18 protein-coding genes are annotated in these 20,804 nt (G+C 68.5%); 6 read left to right on the forward strand and 12 right to left on the reverse strand.

Features of this window, described 5'->3' with window-relative positions; genetic code table 11:
• The first annotated feature begins 48 nt into the window (after positions 1–48).
• Together ABGI63_RS00950 and ABGI63_RS00955 are read left to right on the forward strand one after the other, a co-directional pair.
• A complete protein-coding gene (locus tag ABGI63_RS00950) occupies positions 49–1,038 on the forward strand; it encodes a helix-turn-helix transcriptional regulator (RefSeq protein ID WP_349740598.1) in 990 nt (329 codons plus the stop codon).
• Between the two features lie 77 nt (positions 1,039–1,115).
• Positions 1,116–1,607, forward strand: a complete 492-nt coding sequence (locus tag ABGI63_RS00955) for a hypothetical protein (protein WP_349740599.1) — start codon at positions 1,116–1,118, stop codon at positions 1,605–1,607.
• Between the two features lie 19 nt (positions 1,608–1,626).
• Here the strand turns inward: ABGI63_RS00955 and ABGI63_RS00960 are convergent, their stop codons facing one another.
• Positions 1,627–2,436: an isocitrate lyase/PEP mutase family protein gene (locus ABGI63_RS00960; RefSeq protein WP_349740600.1), complete on the reverse strand. Its 810-nt coding sequence runs from the start codon at positions 2,434–2,436 to the stop codon at positions 1,627–1,629.
• 98 nt (positions 2,437–2,534) lie between these two features.
• Positions 2,535–3,401, reverse strand: a complete 867-nt coding sequence (locus ABGI63_RS00965; RefSeq protein ID WP_349740601.1) for an AraC family transcriptional regulator — start codon at positions 3,399–3,401, stop codon at positions 2,535–2,537.
• A 126-nt stretch (positions 3,402–3,527) separates the two neighbouring features.
• On the opposite strand from ABGI63_RS00965, the gene ABGI63_RS00970 reads away from it, so the two are divergent.
• A complete protein-coding gene (locus ABGI63_RS00970) occupies positions 3,528–4,079 on the forward strand; it encodes a carboxymuconolactone decarboxylase family protein (protein ID WP_349740602.1) in 552 nt (183 codons plus the stop codon).
• Positions 4,080–4,092: 13 nt separating this feature from the next.
• The gene (locus ABGI63_RS00975; protein ID WP_349740603.1) at positions 4,093–4,668 is read left to right on the forward strand and encodes a peroxiredoxin family protein; all 576 of its coding nucleotides are present in this window, start codon (positions 4,093–4,095) and stop codon (positions 4,666–4,668) included.
• Between the two features lie 33 nt (positions 4,669–4,701).
• On the opposite strand, the gene ABGI63_RS00980 is transcribed toward ABGI63_RS00975, so the two are convergent.
• From ABGI63_RS00980 to gshA, 7 genes are all read right to left on the reverse strand, one after another.
• Positions 4,702–5,604, reverse strand: coding sequence for a ChaN family lipoprotein (locus ABGI63_RS00980; protein WP_349740604.1), 903 nt, complete (start codon positions 5,602–5,604; stop codon positions 4,702–4,704).
• Positions 5,601–5,921 carry a DUF2149 domain-containing protein gene (locus ABGI63_RS00985; protein WP_137942929.1) on the reverse strand — a complete coding sequence of 107 codons (321 nt, stop codon included), beginning with the start codon at positions 5,919–5,921 and terminating at the stop codon, positions 5,601–5,603. Before ABGI63_RS00985 ends, ABGI63_RS00980 begins: the two co-directional genes overlap by 4 nt.
• A 7-nt stretch (positions 5,922–5,928) precedes the next feature.
• Complete coding sequence (locus tag ABGI63_RS00990; RefSeq protein WP_349740605.1) at positions 5,929–6,501, reverse strand: MotA/TolQ/ExbB proton channel family protein; 573 nt, start codon at positions 6,499–6,501, stop codon at positions 5,929–5,931.
• A 32-nt stretch (positions 6,502–6,533) separates the two neighbouring features.
• On the reverse strand, positions 6,534–10,559 hold the full coding sequence (gene cobN / locus ABGI63_RS00995; protein ID WP_349740606.1) for a cobaltochelatase subunit CobN: 4,026 nt from the start codon (positions 10,557–10,559) through the stop codon (positions 6,534–6,536).
• Positions 10,560–10,574: 15 nt separating this feature from the next.
• Positions 10,575–12,851, reverse strand: a complete 2,277-nt coding sequence (locus ABGI63_RS01000; protein WP_349740607.1) for a TonB-dependent hemoglobin/transferrin/lactoferrin family receptor — start codon at positions 12,849–12,851, stop codon at positions 10,575–10,577.
• A gap of 321 nt (positions 12,852–13,172) precedes the next feature.
• Positions 13,173–15,056 carry a potassium transporter Kup gene (locus tag ABGI63_RS01005; protein ID WP_349740608.1) on the reverse strand — a complete coding sequence of 628 codons (1,884 nt, stop codon included), beginning with the start codon at positions 15,054–15,056 and terminating at the stop codon, positions 13,173–13,175.
• A 117-nt stretch (positions 15,057–15,173) separates the two neighbouring features.
• The gene (gshA, locus tag ABGI63_RS01010; RefSeq protein ID WP_137942746.1) at positions 15,174–16,460 is read right to left on the reverse strand and encodes a glutamate--cysteine ligase; all 1,287 of its coding nucleotides are present in this window, start codon (positions 16,458–16,460) and stop codon (positions 15,174–15,176) included.
• Between the two features lie 110 nt (positions 16,461–16,570).
• Between gshA and ABGI63_RS01015 the strand changes: the two genes are divergently transcribed.
• Together ABGI63_RS01015 and ABGI63_RS01020 are read left to right on the forward strand one after the other, a co-directional pair.
• Positions 16,571–17,494 carry a TraB/GumN family protein gene (locus tag ABGI63_RS01015; RefSeq protein WP_349740609.1) on the forward strand — a complete coding sequence of 308 codons (924 nt, stop codon included), beginning with the start codon at positions 16,571–16,573 and terminating at the stop codon, positions 17,492–17,494.
• A complete protein-coding gene (locus ABGI63_RS01020) occupies positions 17,491–17,862 on the forward strand; it encodes a response regulator (protein ID WP_349740610.1) in 372 nt (123 codons plus the stop codon). Before ABGI63_RS01015 ends, ABGI63_RS01020 begins: the two co-directional genes overlap by 4 nt.
• A gap of 79 nt (positions 17,863–17,941) precedes the next feature.
• Here the strand turns inward: ABGI63_RS01020 and amt are convergent, their stop codons facing one another.
• Genes amt through ABGI63_RS01035 form a run of 3 tightly spaced genes read right to left on the reverse strand, consistent with a single transcriptional unit; the run spans position 17,942 to position 20,600 of the window.
• Positions 17,942–19,474 (reverse strand): ammonium transporter, encoded by a 1,533-nt coding sequence (gene amt / locus ABGI63_RS01025; RefSeq protein ID WP_349740611.1) that lies wholly within the window; start codon positions 19,472–19,474, stop codon positions 17,942–17,944.
• A 47-nt stretch (positions 19,475–19,521) separates the two neighbouring features.
• Positions 19,522–19,860: a P-II family nitrogen regulator gene (locus tag ABGI63_RS01030; RefSeq protein ID WP_137942742.1), complete on the reverse strand. Its 339-nt coding sequence runs from the start codon at positions 19,858–19,860 to the stop codon at positions 19,522–19,524.
• Positions 19,861–19,880: 20 nt separating this feature from the next.
• Complete coding sequence (locus tag ABGI63_RS01035) at positions 19,881–20,600, reverse strand: TorF family putative porin (protein ID WP_349740612.1); 720 nt, start codon at positions 20,598–20,600, stop codon at positions 19,881–19,883.
• Positions 20,601–20,804: the final 204 nt, after the last annotated feature.

Below are 20,804 nucleotides of genomic sequence, written 5' to 3' on the forward strand. Positions count from 1 at the left end.
GGCGAGGCTGCTGACAAGCCTGGGCCGGCGGGCGGGCAAGATCGGGCCATGCGATCCAGCCGGCTGCTCTCCATCCTGCTGCGCCTGCAGGCGCAGGGGCGGGTGTCGGCCGCGGCGCTGGCCGAGGCGCTGGAAGTCTCGGTGCGCACCATCTACCGCGACATCGACGCGCTCAGCGCCGCCGGCGTGCCGGTCTATGCCGAGCACGGCCGGCTGGGCGGCTTTGTGCTGCGCGAGGGCTACCGCACCGCGCTGACCGGCCTGGACAGACCCGAGGCCGAGAGCCTGTTCCTGGCCGGCGTGCCCTTCGCGGCGGCCCAGCTGGGCATGGGCGCCAGCCTGGAGAGCACGCGGCTGAAGCTGATGGCCGCCCTGCCCGAAGCCCTGCGCCAGGACGCCTTGCGCGTGGCGGCCCGCTTTCACCTCGACCCGGTCGCCTGGTTCCAGGGCCCCGAGGCACAGCTGCTGCTGCCGGCGCTGGCCGAGGCGGTCTGGTCCAGTCGCCTGCTGAGCCTGGAGTACCAGAGCTGGCGGGGCCGGGTGGCGCGCCAGGTGGCGCCGCTGGGCCTGGTGCTGAAGGGCGGGCTCTGGTATCTGGTGGCGGCCGTCGGCCCGCAAGTGCGCACCTACCGGGTCAGCGCGATCCAGCGCCTGGAAATCGAGCAACAACGCGCCGATGTATCGAGCAGTTTGCCGGCCGACTTCGATCTCGGCCGCTACTGGGAGGCCTTCGCGCGCGACTATGAGGCCCGCATGCAGGCCGGCCGCGCCCGGGTGCGCGCGCGGCCGCAGGCCTTGCGGCGGCTGGCCGAGGCCAGCCATGCGATGGCGCAGGCGGTAGCCGCGGCCGGCCCCTGCGATGCGGATGGCTGGCATCGGCTGGAGATCCCGATCGAGTCGATCGAGGCGGCGGTGGGCGAGCTGCTGCGCCTGGGGCCGGACGTCGAGGCCCTGGCGCCGGCCGAGCTGCGCGCGGCGCTGCGCGAGGCGGTCGCGGCCCTGCATCGCGTCTATCGCCGGGCGCCCGCGAAAAGCTGACATTCGATGTCAGCCAAAGCCTTGCACAGTGGCTGGGCAGGCGCGCAATTCCGCAGCGCCGCACCGGAGACGACACCATGAACACCACTACAAGCAGCGGCATCGCTCTGCAGCAGCCGGCCACCGGCAAGCCCGGCGACTTCGACTTCCTCAGCGGCGAATGGACGATCAAGCACCGCCAGCTGAACCATGGCGAATGGGCGCAGTTCGACGGCGAGGCCACGGTGCACGGCATCCTGGCCGGCGTCGGCAGCGTCGAGGAGCTGCGCATCCCGGCGCGCGGCTTCAAAGGCATGGGGCTACGGCTGCTGGATGTGGAGCGCGGGCTCTGGGCCGACCATTGGGTCAATGCCAAGAGCGGGGTGCTGACGCCGCCGCCGGCCTGGGGCAGCTTCGTCGCCGGCGTCGGAACCTGGGACTCCGAGGAGGAGGACGACGACACGACCGTGATCTGTCGCGGCGTCTGGGACCAGATCACGCCCAGGTCCTGCCGCTGGTATCAGGCCCTGTCGCGCGACGGCGGCGAGAGCTGGGCCGAGAACTGGGTGATGCTGTGGACGCGGCGCTGAGGCCGCGTCGCCGGCCCGCTCAGGGCTGGGCCATCAGGGCGTTCAGCTCGCCATAGGCCATCGCCCGCTCGCCCAGCGCCTGGCCGTCAGCGCTGCGCAAAAAGCCCTGGGTCAGCTCGGCGATGCGGGCATAGACCGATTCGGCGATGCCAGAACCGGCGCTGATGCGGCGCACGCCCAGCCGGCCCAGCTCGGCCGCTGCGGGCACGCCCGGCAGCGCCAGGATATTGACCGGCAGGCGGCTGCCGGCGCAGATCGCAGCGATCTCTTCGGGCACACGCGCGCCGGCCGCGAACAGGCCATCGGCACCGGCTGCGGCATAGCGCTCGGCACGGGCCAGCAGCTCGTCGACACGCTGCTCGGGGGGCACCAGGCCCTTCAGATAGACATCGCAGCGGGCATTGATGAAGAGGCGCCTGCCGGCACGCTCGGCCGCCTCGCGCACCGCCGCGATCTTGCGCACCAGCAACTCGGGCGCGGCGCGGCCATCCTCGATATTGATGCCGGCGGCGCCGGCGGCGATCAGCGCGGCGGCGCTGGCACCGACGCTCTGCGGATCGTCCGAATAGCCGCCCTCGAAGTCCACCGTCAGCGGCACCGCCAGGCGCGCGGCCAACGCCTCGGTCAGCGCGATCAGTTTCGCGACCGGCAGCCGGTCGCCGTCGCCATAGCCCATGGCCCAGGCCACGGCGGCGCTGCTGGTGGCCACCGCCGCGGCGCCCAGGCTTTGCATCAGCAAGGCGCTGCCCGGATCCCAGGCATTGGGCAAGAGCAGCGGCGTGGCGGCGTGGTGCAGCGCATGGAAGGCGGCGGCGTGGTCGGCGGGCATGGTGTCGGCTCCCTGGTGATTGGGTGAAGGCCGCCATCCTCCCATGAGCGCGCGCCGGCTGCTGGAAGTTATCGGACCTCTGCCTCCTTCCTGCAGACTCAGACTTCGGCCTGGCCGTCCAGCCATTGACGTGGCGAGCGCCCCAGGCGCTGGCTGAACAGGCGCGACAGCGCCGAGGCGCTGGCGTAGCCCAGCTCGTCGGCGATCTGCTTGACCGGCCGGCCCTGGCGCAGCCGGGACTGGGCCAGGGTCAGGCGCCAGTCGGCCAGGTAGTGGGCCGGCGTCTGCGCCAGCACCGCCTTGAAATGGGCGGCGAAGGCGCTGCGCGACATGCCGGCCCGCCCGGCCATCGCCGCCAGGCTCCAGGCCTCGCCGGGCGCCTCATGCAGCGCCACCAGCGCGCGCGCCAGCCGTGGGTCCGCCAGGCCGGTGATCAGGCCCGGCTGCACACCGGCCTCGGCCGGATGGTCGATCAGCCAGCGCAGCAGCTGGATCAACACCACCTCGAACAGCCGGTCCGCCAGCAGGCGCTGGCCGCAGCGCAGCCGCTCGGTCTCGCTGAACAAGAGCTGCAAAGACAGCCCCAGCCCCTCGACCCGTGCCAGCGGCAGCACCACCAGCGGCGGCAGCGCGCGCACCAGCGGATTCAGCGCACCGCCGTCGAACTCCAGCTCGGCGCAGACAAAGTCCGAGCCGTCCTCGGGCGGGTTGCGGAACTGGTGCGCCAAGGGCCTTGGATAGAACAGCAGGGTCGGCTCGGTGACCAGCAGGCGGCGCGGCAGCTCGCTGTGCTTCGCCCCATGGCGCAACTCCAGCTCGCCGCGCCGCATCACATGCAGGAACCCGCGCCCGGGCTCGGCCGGGAAGCGGCTGATGCCGCACAGCGGGCCCTGGTGGAACAGGCGTGCCCGCACCTTGAAGCGCTCCAGCAGGCTGGACAGGCGGTCGATGCTCGGCTGGCTCATGATCTGGACGATTTGGTATGCAGCTTGGACGATAGGTGGCCAATGGTACGACCCGGCGGCACACACTGAGATCCAGCAGCTGCCCTAACCCTCTCGACAAGCTTCTACAGCAAAGGAAGAACCCTCATGTCCCGCCTTCATCTGATCGATCCCGCCCAGGCCACCGGCACCCGCAAGGAGCTGCTCCAGCAGATCCACGGCGCCTTCGGCGCCACCCCCGCGATGTTCCGCGCGGTCGCCAACTCCACGGCGGCCCTGCAAAGCATGTGGGGTGCATTCGGCGCCCTGGGTTCCGGCGTGATCCGGGCCAAGCTGGGCGAGCAGATCGCCGTCGCCGTCGCCGACCGCAACGATTGCGAATACTGCCTGGCCGCCCACACGATGCTGGGCCGCAAGGCCGGTGCCAGCACCGCCGAGATGGCCGCCGCCCAGCAGGGCGAATCGACCGACCCGCAGACCGCCGCCGCGCTGCGCTTCGCGCTGCAGCTGGTCGACAACCGTGGCCAGGTCGGCGATGCCGATGTGCAGGCGCTGCGCGAGGCCGGGTTCAACGACGAGCAGATCGTCGAGATCCTGGCCCATGTGGCGCTGAACCTGTTCACCAACTATGTGAACCTGGCCTTGCAGGTGCCGCTCGACTTCCCGGCCGTCAAGCGGCGCGGGACCCAGCCCCTCTGAAACGGAGACCACGATGTCCTTCGAGATCCCCGCCGTCCAGGCCGATCCGGCGCCGCCGCTGCAGATCGCGCAATGGTTCAATACCGGCGGCCAGCCCATCGCGCTGCCGCAGCTGCGCGGCCGCGTGGTCGCGCTGCATGCCTTCCAGATGCTGTGTCCCGGCTGCGTCGCCCATGGTCTGCCGCAGACCGCCAGGCTGCACGAGCTGTTCCCGCCCGAACAGCTGGCCGTGATCGGGCTGCACAGCGTGTTCGAACACCACGAGGTGATGGGCAGCGCCGCCGCGCTGCAGGCCTTCATCGATGAGTACCGGCTCGGCTTCGCCATCGGGCTGGACCGGCCCGACCCGCGCGGCGGTCCGGTGCCGCTGACGATGCAGGCCCTAGGCCTGCGCGGCACGCCCAGCCTGATCCTGCTGGACAAGCGGGGCCGCATCCGGCTGCACCAGTTCGGTCGCGTCGACGACCTGCGCCTGGGCGCACTGATCGGCCGCCTGCTCGCCGAGCCCGACGAGGACGCAGCCGCCGCGCCGCTCTGCGACGATCAGGGCTGCCGCCTGCCCGAATCTGCGGCCCAGCACTCCCGCTGAGGCATCGATCTCGGCCGGGAAGCCCTCGGGCCGCTATGGCTTGGCGGCCTCCCTGGTCTTCATCTTGTCCATCATCTCCCGCATGCCCGCGCAGGGGTCCTCGCGCTTGGGTGCGGCGGTGATCCAGACGTAGTGGTAGGGCGCGCCCTGGATCTGGGCCCCGGTCTCGACAAAGCCGACGCTGGCCACCCGTGCCGCCGGCTGCTGGGCCGCGATCAGCTGGGCCACGCCGTAGTCGCGGCGCACGTGGCCATTTCCTGCCAATAGCACGGCGAGCAGCACCGCCGGCTTGCCCTGGGCCTGCGCCGCGGCCTGCAGGCTCAGCCACATCGCCGCATCGCGGGCCCGCTGGGCCCATCCCATGCCGACCAGGCGCTCGCCGGCCAGCATGCCGCAATGGCCTTGCACCAGGTCGGCATCCAGCGCCTTGGTGCCGGCCTCGTCCAGCGGCGCGGCCCGGGTCACGGCCTGCAGATCCTCGGGCAGGGCTGCCTCGCCCTTGCGCGCCAGCTCGCGCGCGAGATCACGCGGCGCATTGCCGCCGACCAGCATGCGGCCCGGCGCCGCCGCGGCCGCGAACAGCGGCTCGTGCAACGGCCAGCGCCAGCCCTTCTCGTCAAAGCCGGCCACCTGCAGGCGCGGCAGGAGCTCGGGGCCGTTCAGCACCGCCTGGCCGCGCGTCAGGTGCTCGGCCACCACCGGCACGCGCGGGCCCAGCGCGTTCAGCAGCTCGGCACGGCGCTGATGGTGGACGGCGTTGTCGTGCCGCTCGCCGAGCAGCACATAGTCGCTGGCGAGCAGCTTCTGCAGCAGCTCGTCGCGGCTGATCGCGCGGCCGCTGGCCACCTCGACGATGCGCTCGTTGCTGGGTGTCATGCCCAGCTGGGCGCAGCCGGCCAGCAGCAGGCTCAAGCTCATCAGAAGAGTCTTTTTCATTGCGTGCCGCCTTCCGGTACGTAGACGATGGAACCGTCCTTCATTTTGTAGGCCACGCCGGCCTTCTCGCCGTCGCCGCTGCCGATCGCTCCGCTGGCCTTGAAGCGTTCGACCTTCTCGCCCTTCTTGACCATGATCTCCATCGAGGGCTTGCCGGGGTCGGTGATCACGGTGACGTCCTGCTTGTTGAAGGGGTTGATCATCGGGTTCTGCGCCACCGTGATCAGCAGCGCCGCGATCACGACCAGGAAGATGTCGATCAGATTGACGACCGACAGGATCGGATCGTCGGTCTCGGCTTCGTGAAGTAGCTTGATGGCCATCTCAGGCTCCCCCGGCCAGCGAAGGGCCGCTCCCGAGCGGCCGCACCCCCTCGGGGGGCAGCGACGGCGCAGCCGTCGCCTGGGGGCTCACAGTTTTCGTGCGCAGCTTGCCGATCTCGACGATCTCCTCGGCCAGCCAGCGGCGCTGGATATTGACCACCCAGAAGGTGATGGACGCAGCGATCAGCGCCAGGATCACGGCCGAGAAGGCCACGGTCAGGTTCTGCGAGACGGCGGCCAGATTGCCGTCGGACAGCGAGCGCAGCGCCGGCCCCATCGGGATCATCGTCGCGACCAGGCCCAGCATCGGCGTGACGCGGCTGGCGATGCGCGGGCCTTCCATCAGGCGGTGCGCCTTCAGGTCCAGTTCATCCTCGCTCAAGCCCTCGGGCCCGGCCGCCCGATACGCGGCCAGCAGCGGGCGGCCCGCCCCAGAGCGGCGCCGCTGCAGGTGCACGACAAAAGCGCCCAGCACCCAGAAGGCATAGAGGAAGAGGACGGCGATCAGGGCCAGGGTGGGCAGCAGAAACCACTGCGCCACCAGATACATGCTGTTTTCGAGAATGGAAGACATAGGGTTTGAAGAGTCGGGAATCAGAGGGGTGTTCAGGCGGCGGTGGGCGCGATGTGCAGTTGCGCGCCGGCGTCCTGGCGCCAGGCGCGCCAGCCGCCGCCGACGGTGGCCAGCAACAGCAGCAACATCACGGCCAGGCTGGTGACGATCAGCTGCGGCGCGTGGGCCGGCGGCGGCTCGGCCACCTTGTCGAGCTTCATGCCTTGAATCGGCGGGGGTGGCGGCGCGGCTTCGGCAGCCGGTGTCGCAGCGGCGGCGGCCGCCGCCTTGACCAGGGCCGCCGCGCTGTCCAAGCCGAAGCCCGCTGCGCCGACAAACTTGTTGAAGGCCTGGTTGTCGGTCTTCACGTCGTAGCGCCTGGACAGCTCGCGCCAGCGTCCCTTCAGCTCGGCGACGCTTTGCGCATCGGCCTGCCACTGGCCCTGGCGCGCGGCCTCCAGCATGCGCTCTATGCTTTGCGCCAGCGCGTGCGGGTTCTGGCTCTCGAACCAGCGCTTCAGGCCCAGATTGTGTTTGTCGCGCACATAGACATCCATGAACTCCTGCCACTGGTCATGGCGCACGATCTCGCGCGCCACCGACTGCCAGCCGGCGAAGTTGTTGATGCCGTCCAGCACCTGCAGGGTGCCGGCATAGCCCTCACCCATCAGCCCGCTGATATAGCCGGGATGGAAGTTTCGCGTGGCCAGCTCCTTGGCCAGGAACTGGGCCGCGCCCTCGACCTTGCCGCCGCCGGAGCCTCGCAGATTCGAGACATAGAGCTCGGGCGCCTTGCCGTCCAGATGGCGCACCGCCAGGCCGATGCCGCCCAGATACTGGAAGGGATCGTCGGTGGTCAGCATGCCGTAGAGGTTGGAGCTGCGTGCCAGCACCGCGCCCTCGGTGCCGCGCAGGTGCTCGGCATAGAGATTCAGATTGCCGGCGCCTTGACCGGCGACGCCTGACCCCACACCTTTGGCGCCCCACTCCGCCTCATCCGGCCCGTAGGCGAACTGCATGCGCGACAGGTAGAGCTCGGCCAGCTTGCGGTCGCCCTCGGCCTGGGTCTTCCAGGTGTCGGTGGCCAGCGCCGCATCGTCCAGGCCGGTGCCGTAGCGGCCACTCTCTGACGAGAAGATGCGGGTCTGGCCGGCGCGCAGCGCGGCGGCCGCAGCTACGCCCCGGGCCTGCAGCTGCTGCGCGATGCGCCGGGCGTTGGCGGCCACCGGGTTGTCGGCCTCGTCAGCGGCTTCGGCGGCCAGCTTGGCGGCCTTGGCGAGCTGGCGCATCACATTGGGGAAATGGTCGCGGTACAGGCCGGTGGCCGACAGCACGATATCGACGCGCGGCCGGCCCAGCTGCGCGCGCGGGATCAGCTTCACATCGCTGACCCGCCCGCCGGCATCCCAGACCGGCTCGACGCCCAAGGCCCACAGCGCCTGCGCCTCCAGCAGGCCGAAATGCCGCATGGTCTCGACCGACCACAGCGTGAAGGTCAGCTTCTGCGGCGGCTTGCCACCGTTCTTGGCCTGGTGGGCCGCGATCAGCTGGTTCATCGCGTCCTTGCCAGCGGCCCAGGCCGCCGGGGTCGGCACCCGCGAGGGGTCGAAGCCATAGAGATTGCGGCCGGTCGGCAGCGAGTCGGGATTCTTGATCGGGTCGCCGCCATAGCTGGTCGCGATATAGCGGCCGGCCAGCGCGGCCAGCAGGCCGTCCATCTCGCTTTGCGCTCCCAATGCCTGGTGCCAGGCACGGGCCTGGGCCAGCTTGGGCAATAGCGCGGCGGGCAGGGTCCTGGCGACGCTGTCATCGCCGGCCAGCAGGGCCTGCAGTTTGCGGAACGGCGTGGACTCGGGCAACTTGCGCCAGTCGCCGACCAGCATCTCGTCGGCCTCCTCGCCGGGCCCGGCCGCGCCTTCCCAGAACTCCTTGCCCAGCATCATCAGCACGGTGGCGGTGCGCCAGGGCTCGCCGGCCCCCTGGCCGAAGGTGTGCAGTCCCATGGGCTGGGCCGTCAACGCCAGCTCGTGCAGATGGTCGTGCACCTCGGTGACGAAGGCCGGGAACTCGGCGGCGATGCGGGCCTCGCTCCAGCCCATGTCCTGCGGCAGCCGCTGCTTGCGCGCGGCCTCGAGGAACTCGGCGCGGATCTTGTCGCGCACGCTGCCCTCGTCCTGGGCCAGCCAGTCGTGCAGCAGGTCGTGGATCCTGGTCAGCGAGGCATGCAGGCCGGCCGGCGCGAACGGCGGGGTCTGGTGGCTGATGATGGTGGCGCGGCCGCGGCGGCGTGCCTGGGTGGCTTCGCCGATGTTGTCGACGATATAGGGGTAGACCACGGGCAGATCGCCGACCGCCAGCATCGGATAGTCGTACGTGGCAGAGAGTCCGCGCTCCTTGCCGGGCAGCCATTCCTGGCTGCCATGGGTGCCGTAGTGCACCAGCGCGTCGGCGCTCTGGCGTGCCCACAGATAGGTGGCCATGTAATGGTGCGAGGGGGCGGCGCTGCTCGAGTGGTAGAGCGACTTTTCCTTGTCGCCACCGCGCTCGCCGCGGCCCGGCTGGGGTAGCAGGGTGATGTTGCCCAGCTGCAGGCGCGGGATCACGAAGAAGCGCTGGCCGCCCTCGGCCAGCAGCATCGAAGATGCCTCGGGCTCGCCCCAGGACTGGCGCAGCTGGGCCTGCACGGTAGCCGGCAGGCTGGCGAGCCAGCGCTTGTAGTCGGCCAGCGGCAGGCGATCGGCCAGGCCCTCGCGCAGCAGGGCCTGCAGCACCTGCCTGTCCTCGGGCGGCCGGTAGGCCGGCGCCAGCAGGCGCTGCAGCTGCAGGGTCAGCGGCGTCTCGTCCATGGTCTCGGTCCGGTAGCCGGCGCCCTGCAGCGCGGCCAGGGTGGCCGACAGACTCTTGGGCAGATTCATGAAGGAGGCGCTGAGATTTTTCTCGCCGCCCGGATAGTTCCAGAAGAACACCGCCACCCTGCGCTCGCCCGCGCTCTTGCGCTGCAGCCGCGCCAGGTTCAGCGCCTTGCCCACCACCGCCGCGCTCTGCGCCGCGATGGGCTCGACCTGCTCGTCGCCCTTGCGTGTCGCGGCGGCGATCTGGATGTCGGTGATGCCGGTGTACTCGGCCTGGGCCAGGTAGAAGGGCACATCCATCAGCTGCACGCCCTGCGGGTCGGCAGCCCAGGCGGCGGCGTCGCCGCGCCGGTAGGCCATGGCCTGGATCACCGGCAGGCCCAGGGCCTCGAACTCCTTGCGCCGCTGCTCGGGGCTCAGTGTGATCTGGGTGTTGATCAGCACATCGACCAGGGGCTTGCCATCGGCGCCGGTCACCATCTTGCGGATGTTGTCGTCGCCCATCACCGGGCTGTAGAAGGGCCAGGCCACGGCGCCGCCCTTTTCCTCGATGCGGGCGATCAGGTCGTCGATGAAACCGGTCTGCTCGGCCGAGATGCTTTGCTGGTGGAAGGCGATGCCGATGATGGGCGGGCGCTTGCTCGCATCCAGGCCGCGCCACTGCAGATAGGCCGCCGGCGTCGGCAGCACGACCTGGCCATCGGCCAGCTTCGGGTGATAGAGGGCGGACGGCGGGAACACGATGGGCGCGGGCAGCCGGGCCCAGTCCTGGCCGCCCTTCAAGTGCGCCGCGAGGCTGCGCAGAAATGCATCCATATTCGAGCGCCCGCCATTGACGTAATAGGCATGCAGGCGCTGGGCCAGCGCCTCGGGCAGGCCCGAGGACTTGGGCGCGGCGGTGGGCAGCCAGACATGGGGCTTGCCCGCCAGCGCCGGCAGCGCGGCGCCCAGGCGCTGCCTTACATAGTCCTCGATATGCTGGCGCGGCGCGTCGATCAAGACCAGGTCGGCGCCGGCCCAGAACTTCGCATCCAGATCAGGACCCAGCTTCTCGGCAAAGCGCGCCTCGATGCGCAGGCCCAGCGGCTCGGCCGCCTTGGCCAGCGCGACGAACTTGCCCGGCGCGACCGGGCTGGCCGAGACGAAGAGCACGGTGGCGGCCTGGGCCAGGCCGGGCAAGAGGGCGGCTGCGGCCAGCAGCAGCCACAAGGTCAGGAAACGTCGCATACGGGACTGGCGGCCTCAGAACTGGTAGCGAACGCTGGCGCTGAGATTGCGGCCGGGCTGGGTGTAGGCATCCAGCGCGACGGCGGTCGGCGCGATGGATCGCGTGTCCGACCACAGTGCGTACTTGACGTCACCGATATTGCTGACGCCGACATTGAACGACCACTGTTTGCCGATCTCATACCAAGCCGACAGATCTGCGACGACAAAGCCCTTGGGCGCGTAGTGGACGACCGGGTTCGGATTGCGGCGCTGGCTCTTCATGCCCGTGACGTTGAGCTCCGCGCCCCAGACGCCCGCCTGTTCGTAGCGCAGGCCCAGCACGCCCTTGTCGGGGTCGATGCTCTCCAGCGGGCTCCGGGTCCCGCCCGGCGCCTCGCTGTCGCCCTTGGTGTGGGCGTAGCTGGCGTTGATCGTCCAGTTGGGAAGGAAGTTCCATGCGCCACTCAGCTCAAAGCCGCGGATCGTGGTCTTGTTCAGATTGATCGACTGGAGCGTCTGGGTGTTGCTGGGCATACCCTGTTCCAGCGGCACTGTGGTGGTGGCGCTCACATCGATGCTGGAGGCAATGAAGTCCTTGTAACGGCCCTTGAATAGCGCCGCGCTGTAGCGCAGCGTCTCGCTGCGGCCACGCAGGCCCAGCTCGATGGAATCGCTGGTCTCTGGCTTCAGGTCGGGATTACCGATCGAGCGGTAAGGCCTCGGCAAGGTCGGGTTCAGGTTGGTCACACCACCGTTGACCTGGCTGGGAGTCGGCGCGCGGAAGCCATGCGAGTACTGACCGAACACCCGCAGCATCGGCGTGTAGGTCCACACCACGCCCAGCTTGGGCGACAGCTCCTGGTCGCTGAGCTTGGCCGGCTCGGTCTTGTTGTTGACGGTGTAAAGCGGGTCGTTCTTGCGCGGATCCAGTTCGAAGCGATCCAGGCGCAGGCCCGGCGTCACGGTGAAGCTGCCCAGCGTGATCTCATCCTGAATGAAGGCGCCGAACAAGCGGTAGTCGGTGTCAGGGAAGCTCTTGTTGACGATAAAGGCATTGCTGCCAGTCGTGACCAGGTTGCCGTTCAGGTAGTTGGCGCCATCTTTGAGCGAATGCACCAGCGAGCTGGAGGCATCGACGCCGTAGACGATGCGCTGATTGCTCAGATAGCTCTCGAACTGGGCCGAGCCACCAACCGTGCGCTCGCCGTAATAGGCATCGCGCGAGCGGCTGTTCCAGGCCGTCGTGTTGCTGCGCTCCTCGTAGCCGAGCTGGCGGTTCTTGGCATCCTGCCAATAGAAATTGGCCTGCGCACGCTGGAAGAAGGGGTTGCTGCTGTCGACGAACTCATAGTCGAGCTTGGCCAGCGAGCGCTTGATGCGCTCCTGTGCATCGACCCGGGTCGTGGTCAGGTAGGACGGATCCTTGAACAGCGTGTAGACATCGGTGTCGACGTCGCGGTCCATATGCTCCAGCGAGAGCTTGAAGCGCTGACGGGCGTCAAGCCTGTAGACCAGCTTGCCCAGCAGGTAGTTGGACGTGATGTCCTGCGGATTGCCGACGGTGCGGCTGCGGTCCTTGGCATGGTTGTCGCCGCGCGTGTCGGTCTCATGGCCGCGCCGCAGGCTGGCCAGCAGCATGCCTTCAAACTGCTCGGCACGGAAGGCATAGCTGGGCACGACGGTGGTGGACTTGTCGACCGAGGAGTAACCCAGCTTCAGCGCAGCCTGCGCGGTCTTGCCTGCGGGCACCAGATCGCTTGGATCCTTGGTCTGGAAGCTGACCGCGCCGGCCAGGCCGTCGCTGCCGTAGGAGGTGGAGGCCGAGCCGCGCAGGATTTCCACCTGCTTGAAGGCCTCGACATCGATGTAGTCGCCGCGCCCTGCCACCACCGGCCCGCTGGCGTAAATCATCGGCAGGCGCACGCCGTCGGTCTGCAACAGCACCTGGTTGCCCTCAAGACCCCGAATATTGATGCCCTCGTTGCCGCCCCGCCCCGTGGGGGAGAACGCCGCCGAGCTGCGATTCGGCTGCGAACGCACCGAAATGCCCACCTCCTGGCGCAGCAAGTCCTTGATATCACCGGCCTGCTTGCGCGCGATGTCCTTGTCCGTCAGCGTCGTGACCGTGGCCGCGACCTCGTCTTCTGGGGTGGCCAGCCGCGTGGCCGAAGTCACCACCTTGGGCAGATCGGGCGCCGTCAGCGGCTGGGCCTGGGCCAGGCCCGCCAGCGAGGCGGCGGCCAGCGCCAGCGGATGAAGGCGCGGCAGAGCGCGGGCGAGAACGGACGAAGAAGTAGAGCAGCGTGCCATGGACGGACCTTGGATTCGTTCGCTGCAGGCGCGGCCGCCGCCCGGGCGCGGCCCGCCATCGCTTGAGGCCCCGGAGGCCGTCGCCGCTGGCAAAGCCTGGCCCGAAGCGGCAGGCGAGAAGCGTCGGGCCTGCGGCTGGGTTGGGGACTTTGTGCTGGTCGAGCGGCGGGCTAAAGAAAGAAAGGCGGCTGGCTGGCTCTGTCGGCGAGTTCGCAGCCGATGGCCGCAGAACTCGCGATGCGCAGATTCTACTTAATAACGATTCTCATTAACAGATTGATGCAAACACGCCACAGCCGTCCGTGCGGCTGGCGTGCAAGCTCAGATCTCGACCTTGGAGCCCAGCTCGACGATGCGGTTGGTCGGCAGGTGCAGGAAGTCGGCCGCGGCGGCGGCATTGCGGTGCATGCTGGCGAACAGCTTCTCGCGCCACAGGGCCATGCCGCCACCGGTGGTCGGAATCACGATGTCGCGCGACAGGAAGTAGCTGGTCTCCATCTCGTCCAGATGCACGCCGCGCTGCTCCAGCAGCTTCAGCGCCTCGGGCACATCGGGCTCGTTCTTGAAGCCGAAGTTCAGGCTGACGGCCCAGCAGTCTTTGCCCAGGCTCTCGACCTGCACCCGCTTGTCGAAGCTGACCCAGGGCACCTCATGGTGCTTGACGCTGACGAACAGGTTCTGCTCGTGCAGCACCTTGTTGTGCTTGAGGTTGTGCAAGAGGGCGTTGGGCGTCACGCCCTGCTCGGCGGCCAGGAACACCGCCGTGCCGGACACCCGGGTCGGCGGGTTGATGAAGACGGCTTCCAGAAAACTCTTCAGGTCGATCGCGTCCTCGCGCAGCTTGTTGCTGAGCTGGCGCCGGCCCTGCTTCCAGGTCAGCATCAGGGTGAACATGCCGATGCCGATCAGCAGCGGGAACCAGCCGCCATGGGCCAGCTTCAGCAGATTGGAGGCCAGGAAGGTGATGTCGATCAGGAAGAACACACCGGTGGCGGCCACGCACAGCGCCAGCGGATAGCGCCAGCCATAGCGGATCACGAAGAAGGTCATCACCGTGGTGATGGTCATGTCTATCGTCACCGCCACGCCATAGGCGCCGGCCAGCTTGCTGCTGGAGCCGAACAGCACCACCGCCAGCACGACGAAGACGAACAGCCCCCAGTTGACGAAGGGCACATAGATCTGGCCAGTGTCGCGCACCGAGGTGTGCAGGATGCGCATGCGCGGCAGGATGCCCAGTTGCACCGCCTGCTTGGTGACCGAGAAGGCCGCGGTGATCAAAGCCTGCGAGGCCACGCTGGCCGCCACGGCGGACAGCAGGAACAGCGGGATCTCGGCCCACACCGGGGCCAGCAGGAAGAAGGGGTTCTTGATCGCCTCGGGTTGCTGCAGCAGCAGCGCGCCCTGGCCGAAGTAGTTGATCACCAGCGCCGGCATCACGACGGCGTACCAGGCGTAGCGGATCGGCTTCTTGCCGAAATGCCCGAGGTCGGCATAGAGCGCCTCGCCGCCGGTCACCACCAGCACCACCGCGCCCAGCGCGACGAAGGCCACCCAGCGGTACTCCAGGCAGAAAGCCAGGGCCCAGGCCGGGTTCAGCGCCTGCAGCACATGGGGGTTGTCCAGCACCTTGGGCAGGCCCAGCAGCGCCAAGCTGACGAACCAGCACAGCATCACCGGCCCGAAGGCGCGGCCGATGCCACCGGTGCCGAAGCGCTGCACCGCGAACAGGCCGGCCAGCACCAGCAGGGCCACCGGCACGATGGCATCGTGGAACTGCGGCGCGTAGACATCGATGCCCTCGACCGCGCTGAGCACCGTCATCGCCGGCGTGATCACCGCATCGCCATAGAAGATCGCGGTGCCGAACAGGCCCACCAGCATCAGGCGGCGGCGCAGCCTGGGCTTGTCATTGACCGCATTGGTGGCCAGCGCCAGCATCGCGATCAGCCCCCCCTCGCCGTTGTTGTCGGCACGCAGTATCAGCAGCACGTACTTCAGCGAGACCACGACCGTCATGGTCCAGAACAGCAGCGAGAGCACGCCCAGGATATTGTCGTGGGTCAGCGGCACATGGCCGCCGTGGAACACCTCTTTGAGCGCATACAGCGGGCTGGTGCCGATGTCGCCATAGACGACGCCCAGGGCGCCGAGAGTCAGGCCCGCTTGGGCCAAGGGGCTGCGGGTCGCGGTGGATGAACTCACAAAGGGGCTGCGGCAGGCCGCAGATTGCCAAAAGCGCTATTGTGCGCCCGCCATTGTGCGGTGCGTCAATCCGGATATCGGGGGGACGCCGAGCTTGACGCCGCCGCTGCCCGGCGCTTACTCGTAGACCTCGGCATCCGGATCGGTGACCTCCAGCTCATAGCTGGCCGCCAGCATCGCCAGGCGGGCGATCACGCCGTACATATAGAAGCGGTTCGGCGCGCTGGCGCCGGGCTTGGCACCGGGGCGCGGCAGCTGCGAGGACTCGGCGAAGGCCAGCGGCACGAAGCGCGAGCCCGGCGCGTTCAGGTTCTCGTCGAAGCCGCGCTCGGCATGGACGCGGTAGAAGCCGCCGACCACATAGCGGTCCATCATATAGACCACCGGCTCGGCCACCGCCTCATTGACACGCTCGTGGGTGGGCACGCCCTCCTGGATGATCAGTGCGCTGACTTCCTGGCCATCCTTGATGACGCTGCCGGGCAGGCGCTCCAGCGCCGCCAGGTCCTTGGCGTCGCGCACCGTCAGCAGCCCGGCGCCATAGGTGCTGGCATCGGGCTTGATGATCACGAAGGGCTTTTCCGGGATGCCGTATTCCTTGTACTTGCGGCGCACCTTGCCCAGCAGCGCATCGGCCTGGGTCTGCAGGGCCTCAAGATCCTGGGCCGGGCTGGCGGCGGACGCATCAAAGCGGGCGAACATCGGATTGATCAGCCAGGGATCCATGCCCAGCAGCTTGGCGAACTTCTTCGCCACCTCCTCATAGGCGCGCAGATGGTTGTGCTTGCGGCGCAGCGCCCAGCCGGCATGCAGCGGCGGCAGCAGATACTGCTCGTGCAGGCCTTCGAGCACGCCGGGCACACCGGCCGACAGATCGTTGTTCAGCAGGATGGTGCAGGGATCGAAGTCCTTCAGGCCGAGGCGGCCCCGGGTACGCAGCAGCGGCTCCAGGGTCAGGCTGCTGCCGTCGGCCAGGTTCAGCTCGGTGGGCTGCTTGATGTCCTCGTCCAGGCTGCCCAGGCGCACATTCAGGCCGGCCTGGGTGAAGATGCGCACCAGGGTCGCAACATTGGCCAGGTAGAAGGTGTTGCGGATATTGGCCTCGGGCACCAGCAGCAGGTTCTTGGCCTCGGGACAGATCTTCTCGATCGCCGCCATCGCCGCCTGCACCGCCAGCGGCAGCATCTCGGGGGTCAGGTTGTTGAAGCCGCCGGGGAAGAGATTGGTGTCGACCGGGGCCAGCTTGAAGCCGGCATTGCGTACATCGACCGAGCTGTAGAACGGCGGCGTGTGCTCCATCCACTCGAGCCGGAACCAGCGCTCGATGGCCGGCATCGACTCCAGGATGCGCTGCTCCAGCTCGTTGATGGGGCCGTTCAGTGCGGTGATCAGATGGGGGACCATGGGTCGTGCCTGTCGGTGACCCGCAAGGGGTCTGGGGAAGAGGGGGCAAAGCAATTCTAGGAGCAAGACATGGGGGCGATTCGGCCGGCCTCAAGGGTAGAGTGCGGACCATGATGCGTCCTCTGCTGCTCAGCCTGCTGCTCCTGCTGGTCCCGGCCCGGGCCACGCTGGCCGACCCGGCCTGCCCGCCGCCCCCCGCCGCCCAGACACAGCCGGGTCCCGAGCGCGACCGCGGCCTGCTGTGGCGCATCAGCAAGGACGGGCGCAGCGCCTGGCTGTTCGGCAGCATCCATCTGGGCCGGCCGGACTGGGCCCAACCCGGTCCGCAGCTGCGCGCCGCGCTGCAGGACAGCGACACGCTGGCGCTCGAACTCGACCCCGCCGACCCGGCCATCCAGCGCCAGCTGGCCGCCGGCCTGAGCCGCCCGCTGAGCCTGGACGCCGCGCTGCGCCAGCGCCTGGCCGGGCGGATCGCGGCGGCCTGCCTGCCTGAGGGCGCGCTGGCCACGCTGCACCCGCTGATGCAGGCCGTCACGCTGACCATGCTGGAGGCCCGCTGGGAAGGGCTGGAGGCGGGCTATGGGCAGGAGGCGCTGCTGTCGGGCGAGGCGCGCTCGCGCGGCCTGGCCATCGTCTCGCTGGAAACCGTGCGCCAGCAGCTCGACGCGCTGCTGCCCGCCGATGCCAGGGAAGCGCGCCGCCTGACCGCCGACACTCTCGAACAGCTGGAGCAGGGCAAGGTCCGGCCCATGCTCAGGCGCCTGGTGCGGGCCTGGGAACAGGGCGATCTGCAGACACTGGCCGACTACGAACGCTGGTGCGACTGCGCCGACACGCCGGCCGACCGCGCCTTCCTGCGGCGCCTGATCGAAGGCCGCAATCCGGCGCTGGCCGCGCGCATAGCAGCGCTGCACGCCGAGGGCCGCCAGCTTTTTGCCGCCGTCGGTGCGCTGCACATGACGGGCCCGCGAGGCCTGCCGGCCCTGCTGGCGCAGCGCGGCTACCGGATCGAACGAATGGAACTGAAGCCATGAACGCGAGAATTCTGATCGTCGAGGACCAGGCCGACATCCGCCGCCTGATCCGCTGGGCGCTGGAAGACAGCGGCCACCGCCTGCACGAGGCTGCCAACGGGGCGCTGGCGCTGCAGATCGTGCAGGCGATGCGACCCGACCTGATGCTGATCGATGTGGTGATGCCCGGCGAGATCAGCGGCCTCGATGTCTGCAAGCAGATCAGGCAAGACCCGACCCTGGCCGAGATCCGTATCGTGGTACTGAGCGCCAGCGCCGCCCCGCACGAGCGGCGCGCGGCACTGGACGCCGGCGCCGACGCCTTTCTGGCCAAGCCCTTCAGCCCCGGCCGGCTGAGCGAGCTGGTCGAGGAGCTGCTGCGGCATTGAGGCCCTGCACCCGGGCCGCCAAAGCAAAGAAGCCGCCCGAGGGCGGCTTCTTGCAGAGACGGGAAGCCCGTCCTGTGACTTACTTGTGGTACGCCGTCTCGCCGTGCGAGGTGATGTCCAGGCCTTCGCGTTCGGCTTCTTCCGGCACGCGCAGACCGATCACCAGGTCGACGATCTTGAAGGCGATCACCGAGACCACACCCGACCAGACGATGGTCAGCAGCACGCCCTTGAGCTGGATCCAGACCTGGCTGGCGATCGAGTAGGCATCCGGTGCCACCATGGCCACCGTGACCCAGTCGCCGACGGCGCTAGGGCCGCCGAGGTTGGGCGAGTTGAACACGCCGGTCAGCAGCGCGCCGACGATGCCGCCGACGCCGTGGACGCCGAACACGTCGAGCGAGTCATCCGCACCCAGCATCTTCTTCAGGCCCGACACGCCCCACAGGCAGGCGAAGCCGGCGATGAAGCCGATCACGATGCCGCCGCCGATGCCGACATTGCCGGCCGCCGGGGTGATGGCCACCAGGCCGGCCACCGCGCCGGAGGCTGCGCCCAGCATCGAGGCCTTGCCCTTCAGCAGCGCCTCACCGATGCACCAAGCCAGCACGGCGGCAGCGGTGGCAGCCAGCGTGTTGATGAAGCCCAGCGCGGCGAAGCCATTGGCTTCCAGTGCGGAACCGGCGTTGAAACCGAACCAGCCCACCCACAGCAGCGAGGCGCCGACCATGGTCAGGGTCAGGCTGTGCGGGGTGAACGATTCCTTGCCGTAGCCGACGCGTTTGCCGACCATATAGGCACCGACCAGGCCGGCCACGGCCGCATTGATGTGCACCACGGTGCCGCCGGCGAAGTCCAGCGCGCCCCATTGCCAGATCAGGCCGGCCTTGCCGGTCATCTCGGCGGCCACCTCGGCCGAGGCATAGGCATCCGGGCCCATCCAGAACCAGACCATATGCGCCATCGGCAGATAGCTGAAGGTGAACCAGATCGCCATGAACAGCAGCACGGCGCCGAACTTGATGCGCTCGGCGAAGGCGCCGACGATCAGGCAGGCGGTGATGCCGGCAAAGGTGGCCTGGAAGGCGGCGAACACGATCTCGGGGATGTAGACGCCCTTGCTGAAGGTGGCCGCGTTGGCAAAGGTGCCGGCCGTGTTGTCCCAGATGCCCTTCATGAAGAGGCGATCAAAGCCGCCGATGAAGGCATTGCCCTCGGTGAAGGCCAGGCTGTAGCCGTAGATGACCCACAGCACGACGATCATCGAGAAGGTGACCATCACCTGCATCAGCACCGACAGCATGTTCTTGCTGCGCACCAGGCCGCCGTAGAACAGCGCCAGGCCCGGCACCGTCATCATAATGACGAGCAGGGTGCAGACCATCATCCAGGCGGTGTCGCCCTTGTTGGGCACGGGGGCGGGAGCAGCGGCGGCTGCGGAGGCGGCGTCGGCCGCCGGGGCGGCCACGGCGGCCACCGCTTCGGAGGCCGCTGCGACGACCGCCGAGGCGGCCTCGGCGAGGGCGGGCGCGGAAGCAGCCGCGTCTTGGGCCCAGGCTGCAGGGGCGAACACCGCCGCAGCCAGCGCCAGGCTGGCAAGTAGTTTCTTCATGAAGAATCTCCGGGGATTTGTCTGTCTAGTCTTGTGATCGGTGAAGCTCAGAGCGCGTCGGCCCCGGTCTCGCCGGTGCGGATGCGCACCACCTGGTCCAGCGGCGAGACAAAGATCTTGCCGTCGCCGATCTTGCCAGTGCGGGCCGAAGCCTCGATGGCCTCGATGACCTGCTCGACCACCGCATCGTCGACCGCCGCCTCGACCTTGACCTTGGGCAGGAAGTCGACGACGTACTCGGCGCCGCGATACAGCTCGGTGTGGCCCTTCTGGCGGCCGAAGCCCTTGACCTCGGTGACGGTCAGCCCCTGCACGCCGATGGCGCTCAGCGCCTCGCGCACTTCGTCAAGCTTGAAGGGCTTGATGATGGCGGTGATCAGTTTCATTGCGTTCTCCTCACACGGTTTCAGAAGTTGTACTTGACGCTGACCACGACCGCGTTCTTGCCCAGGAACTTGTCCTTGACGGTGTAGAAGCCCTTGTCAGCGTCGGTGCCGACCAGCGCGATGCTGGGCACCAGGCCGCTGAAGTCCTTGGACAGCGCCAGCGAATAGTCGGTGTAGGAGGCCTGGCCGCGCAAGGGGCCGTCGATGCGCTGGTAGCCGACATGGGGCGCCAGCATCCAGCCGTCCATCACCTCGAAGCTGGCCGACAGATCGGCATACCAGCTGTTCTTGCTGTCAGGGTTGCCGAAGGTGTCGGTGACCGCATGCGAATACTTGGCCGTGAACGGGCCGTAGCTCAGCGCGCCATAGATCTCGGTGGTGTTGGCGCTGGTCGGCAGTTTGTTGCTCGGGTAGATATAGGTCAGCAGGCCGACATCGAGAGTGACGCCCTTGCTGATCTCGGTCTTGTAGCCGCCGTAGAGGTCGACCTCGACCTTGGCGTCGCCGCCAACGTCCTTGACCCATTTGATCGTCGAGCCCCAGGCGCCCACATAGAAGCCGCTCGGGTGCGCATAGTCCAGCCCGCCTTGCAGGGCCGGCTTCAGCCGGGTCTGCGAGATGCCGCGGTAGCGGTAGTCGCTGGTCAGGCTCGCGTTGAAGGCGACCGATGCGTCCTGGGCCTGGGCCGGCAGCGCACCAAGGGTCATGGCGGCGGCAAGCGTGGCAAGAATCAACTTCATGCGGGACTCCTAGCTGTTTGGATGGGGAGGAAGCAGGTTCGATCCGGGGATTGCAGCTTCCGTGCCAGGCTCGGCGCCCCAGGCGAAACCGGGAAAGAGGCCCGGATCGGGCAGCGATGCACCAAAAGAGGATGGCCGCGCTCGATGCCCGCACTTGGTGCAGGCACTCCCTTGGTGCGCCGACAGCGGCCCGCCCGGCGCGGC

It is taken from the genome of Roseateles cavernae, from assembly GCF_040187885.1.
Taxonomy (GTDB): Bacteria; Pseudomonadota; Gammaproteobacteria; order Burkholderiales; family Burkholderiaceae_C; genus Roseateles_E; species Roseateles_E cavernae.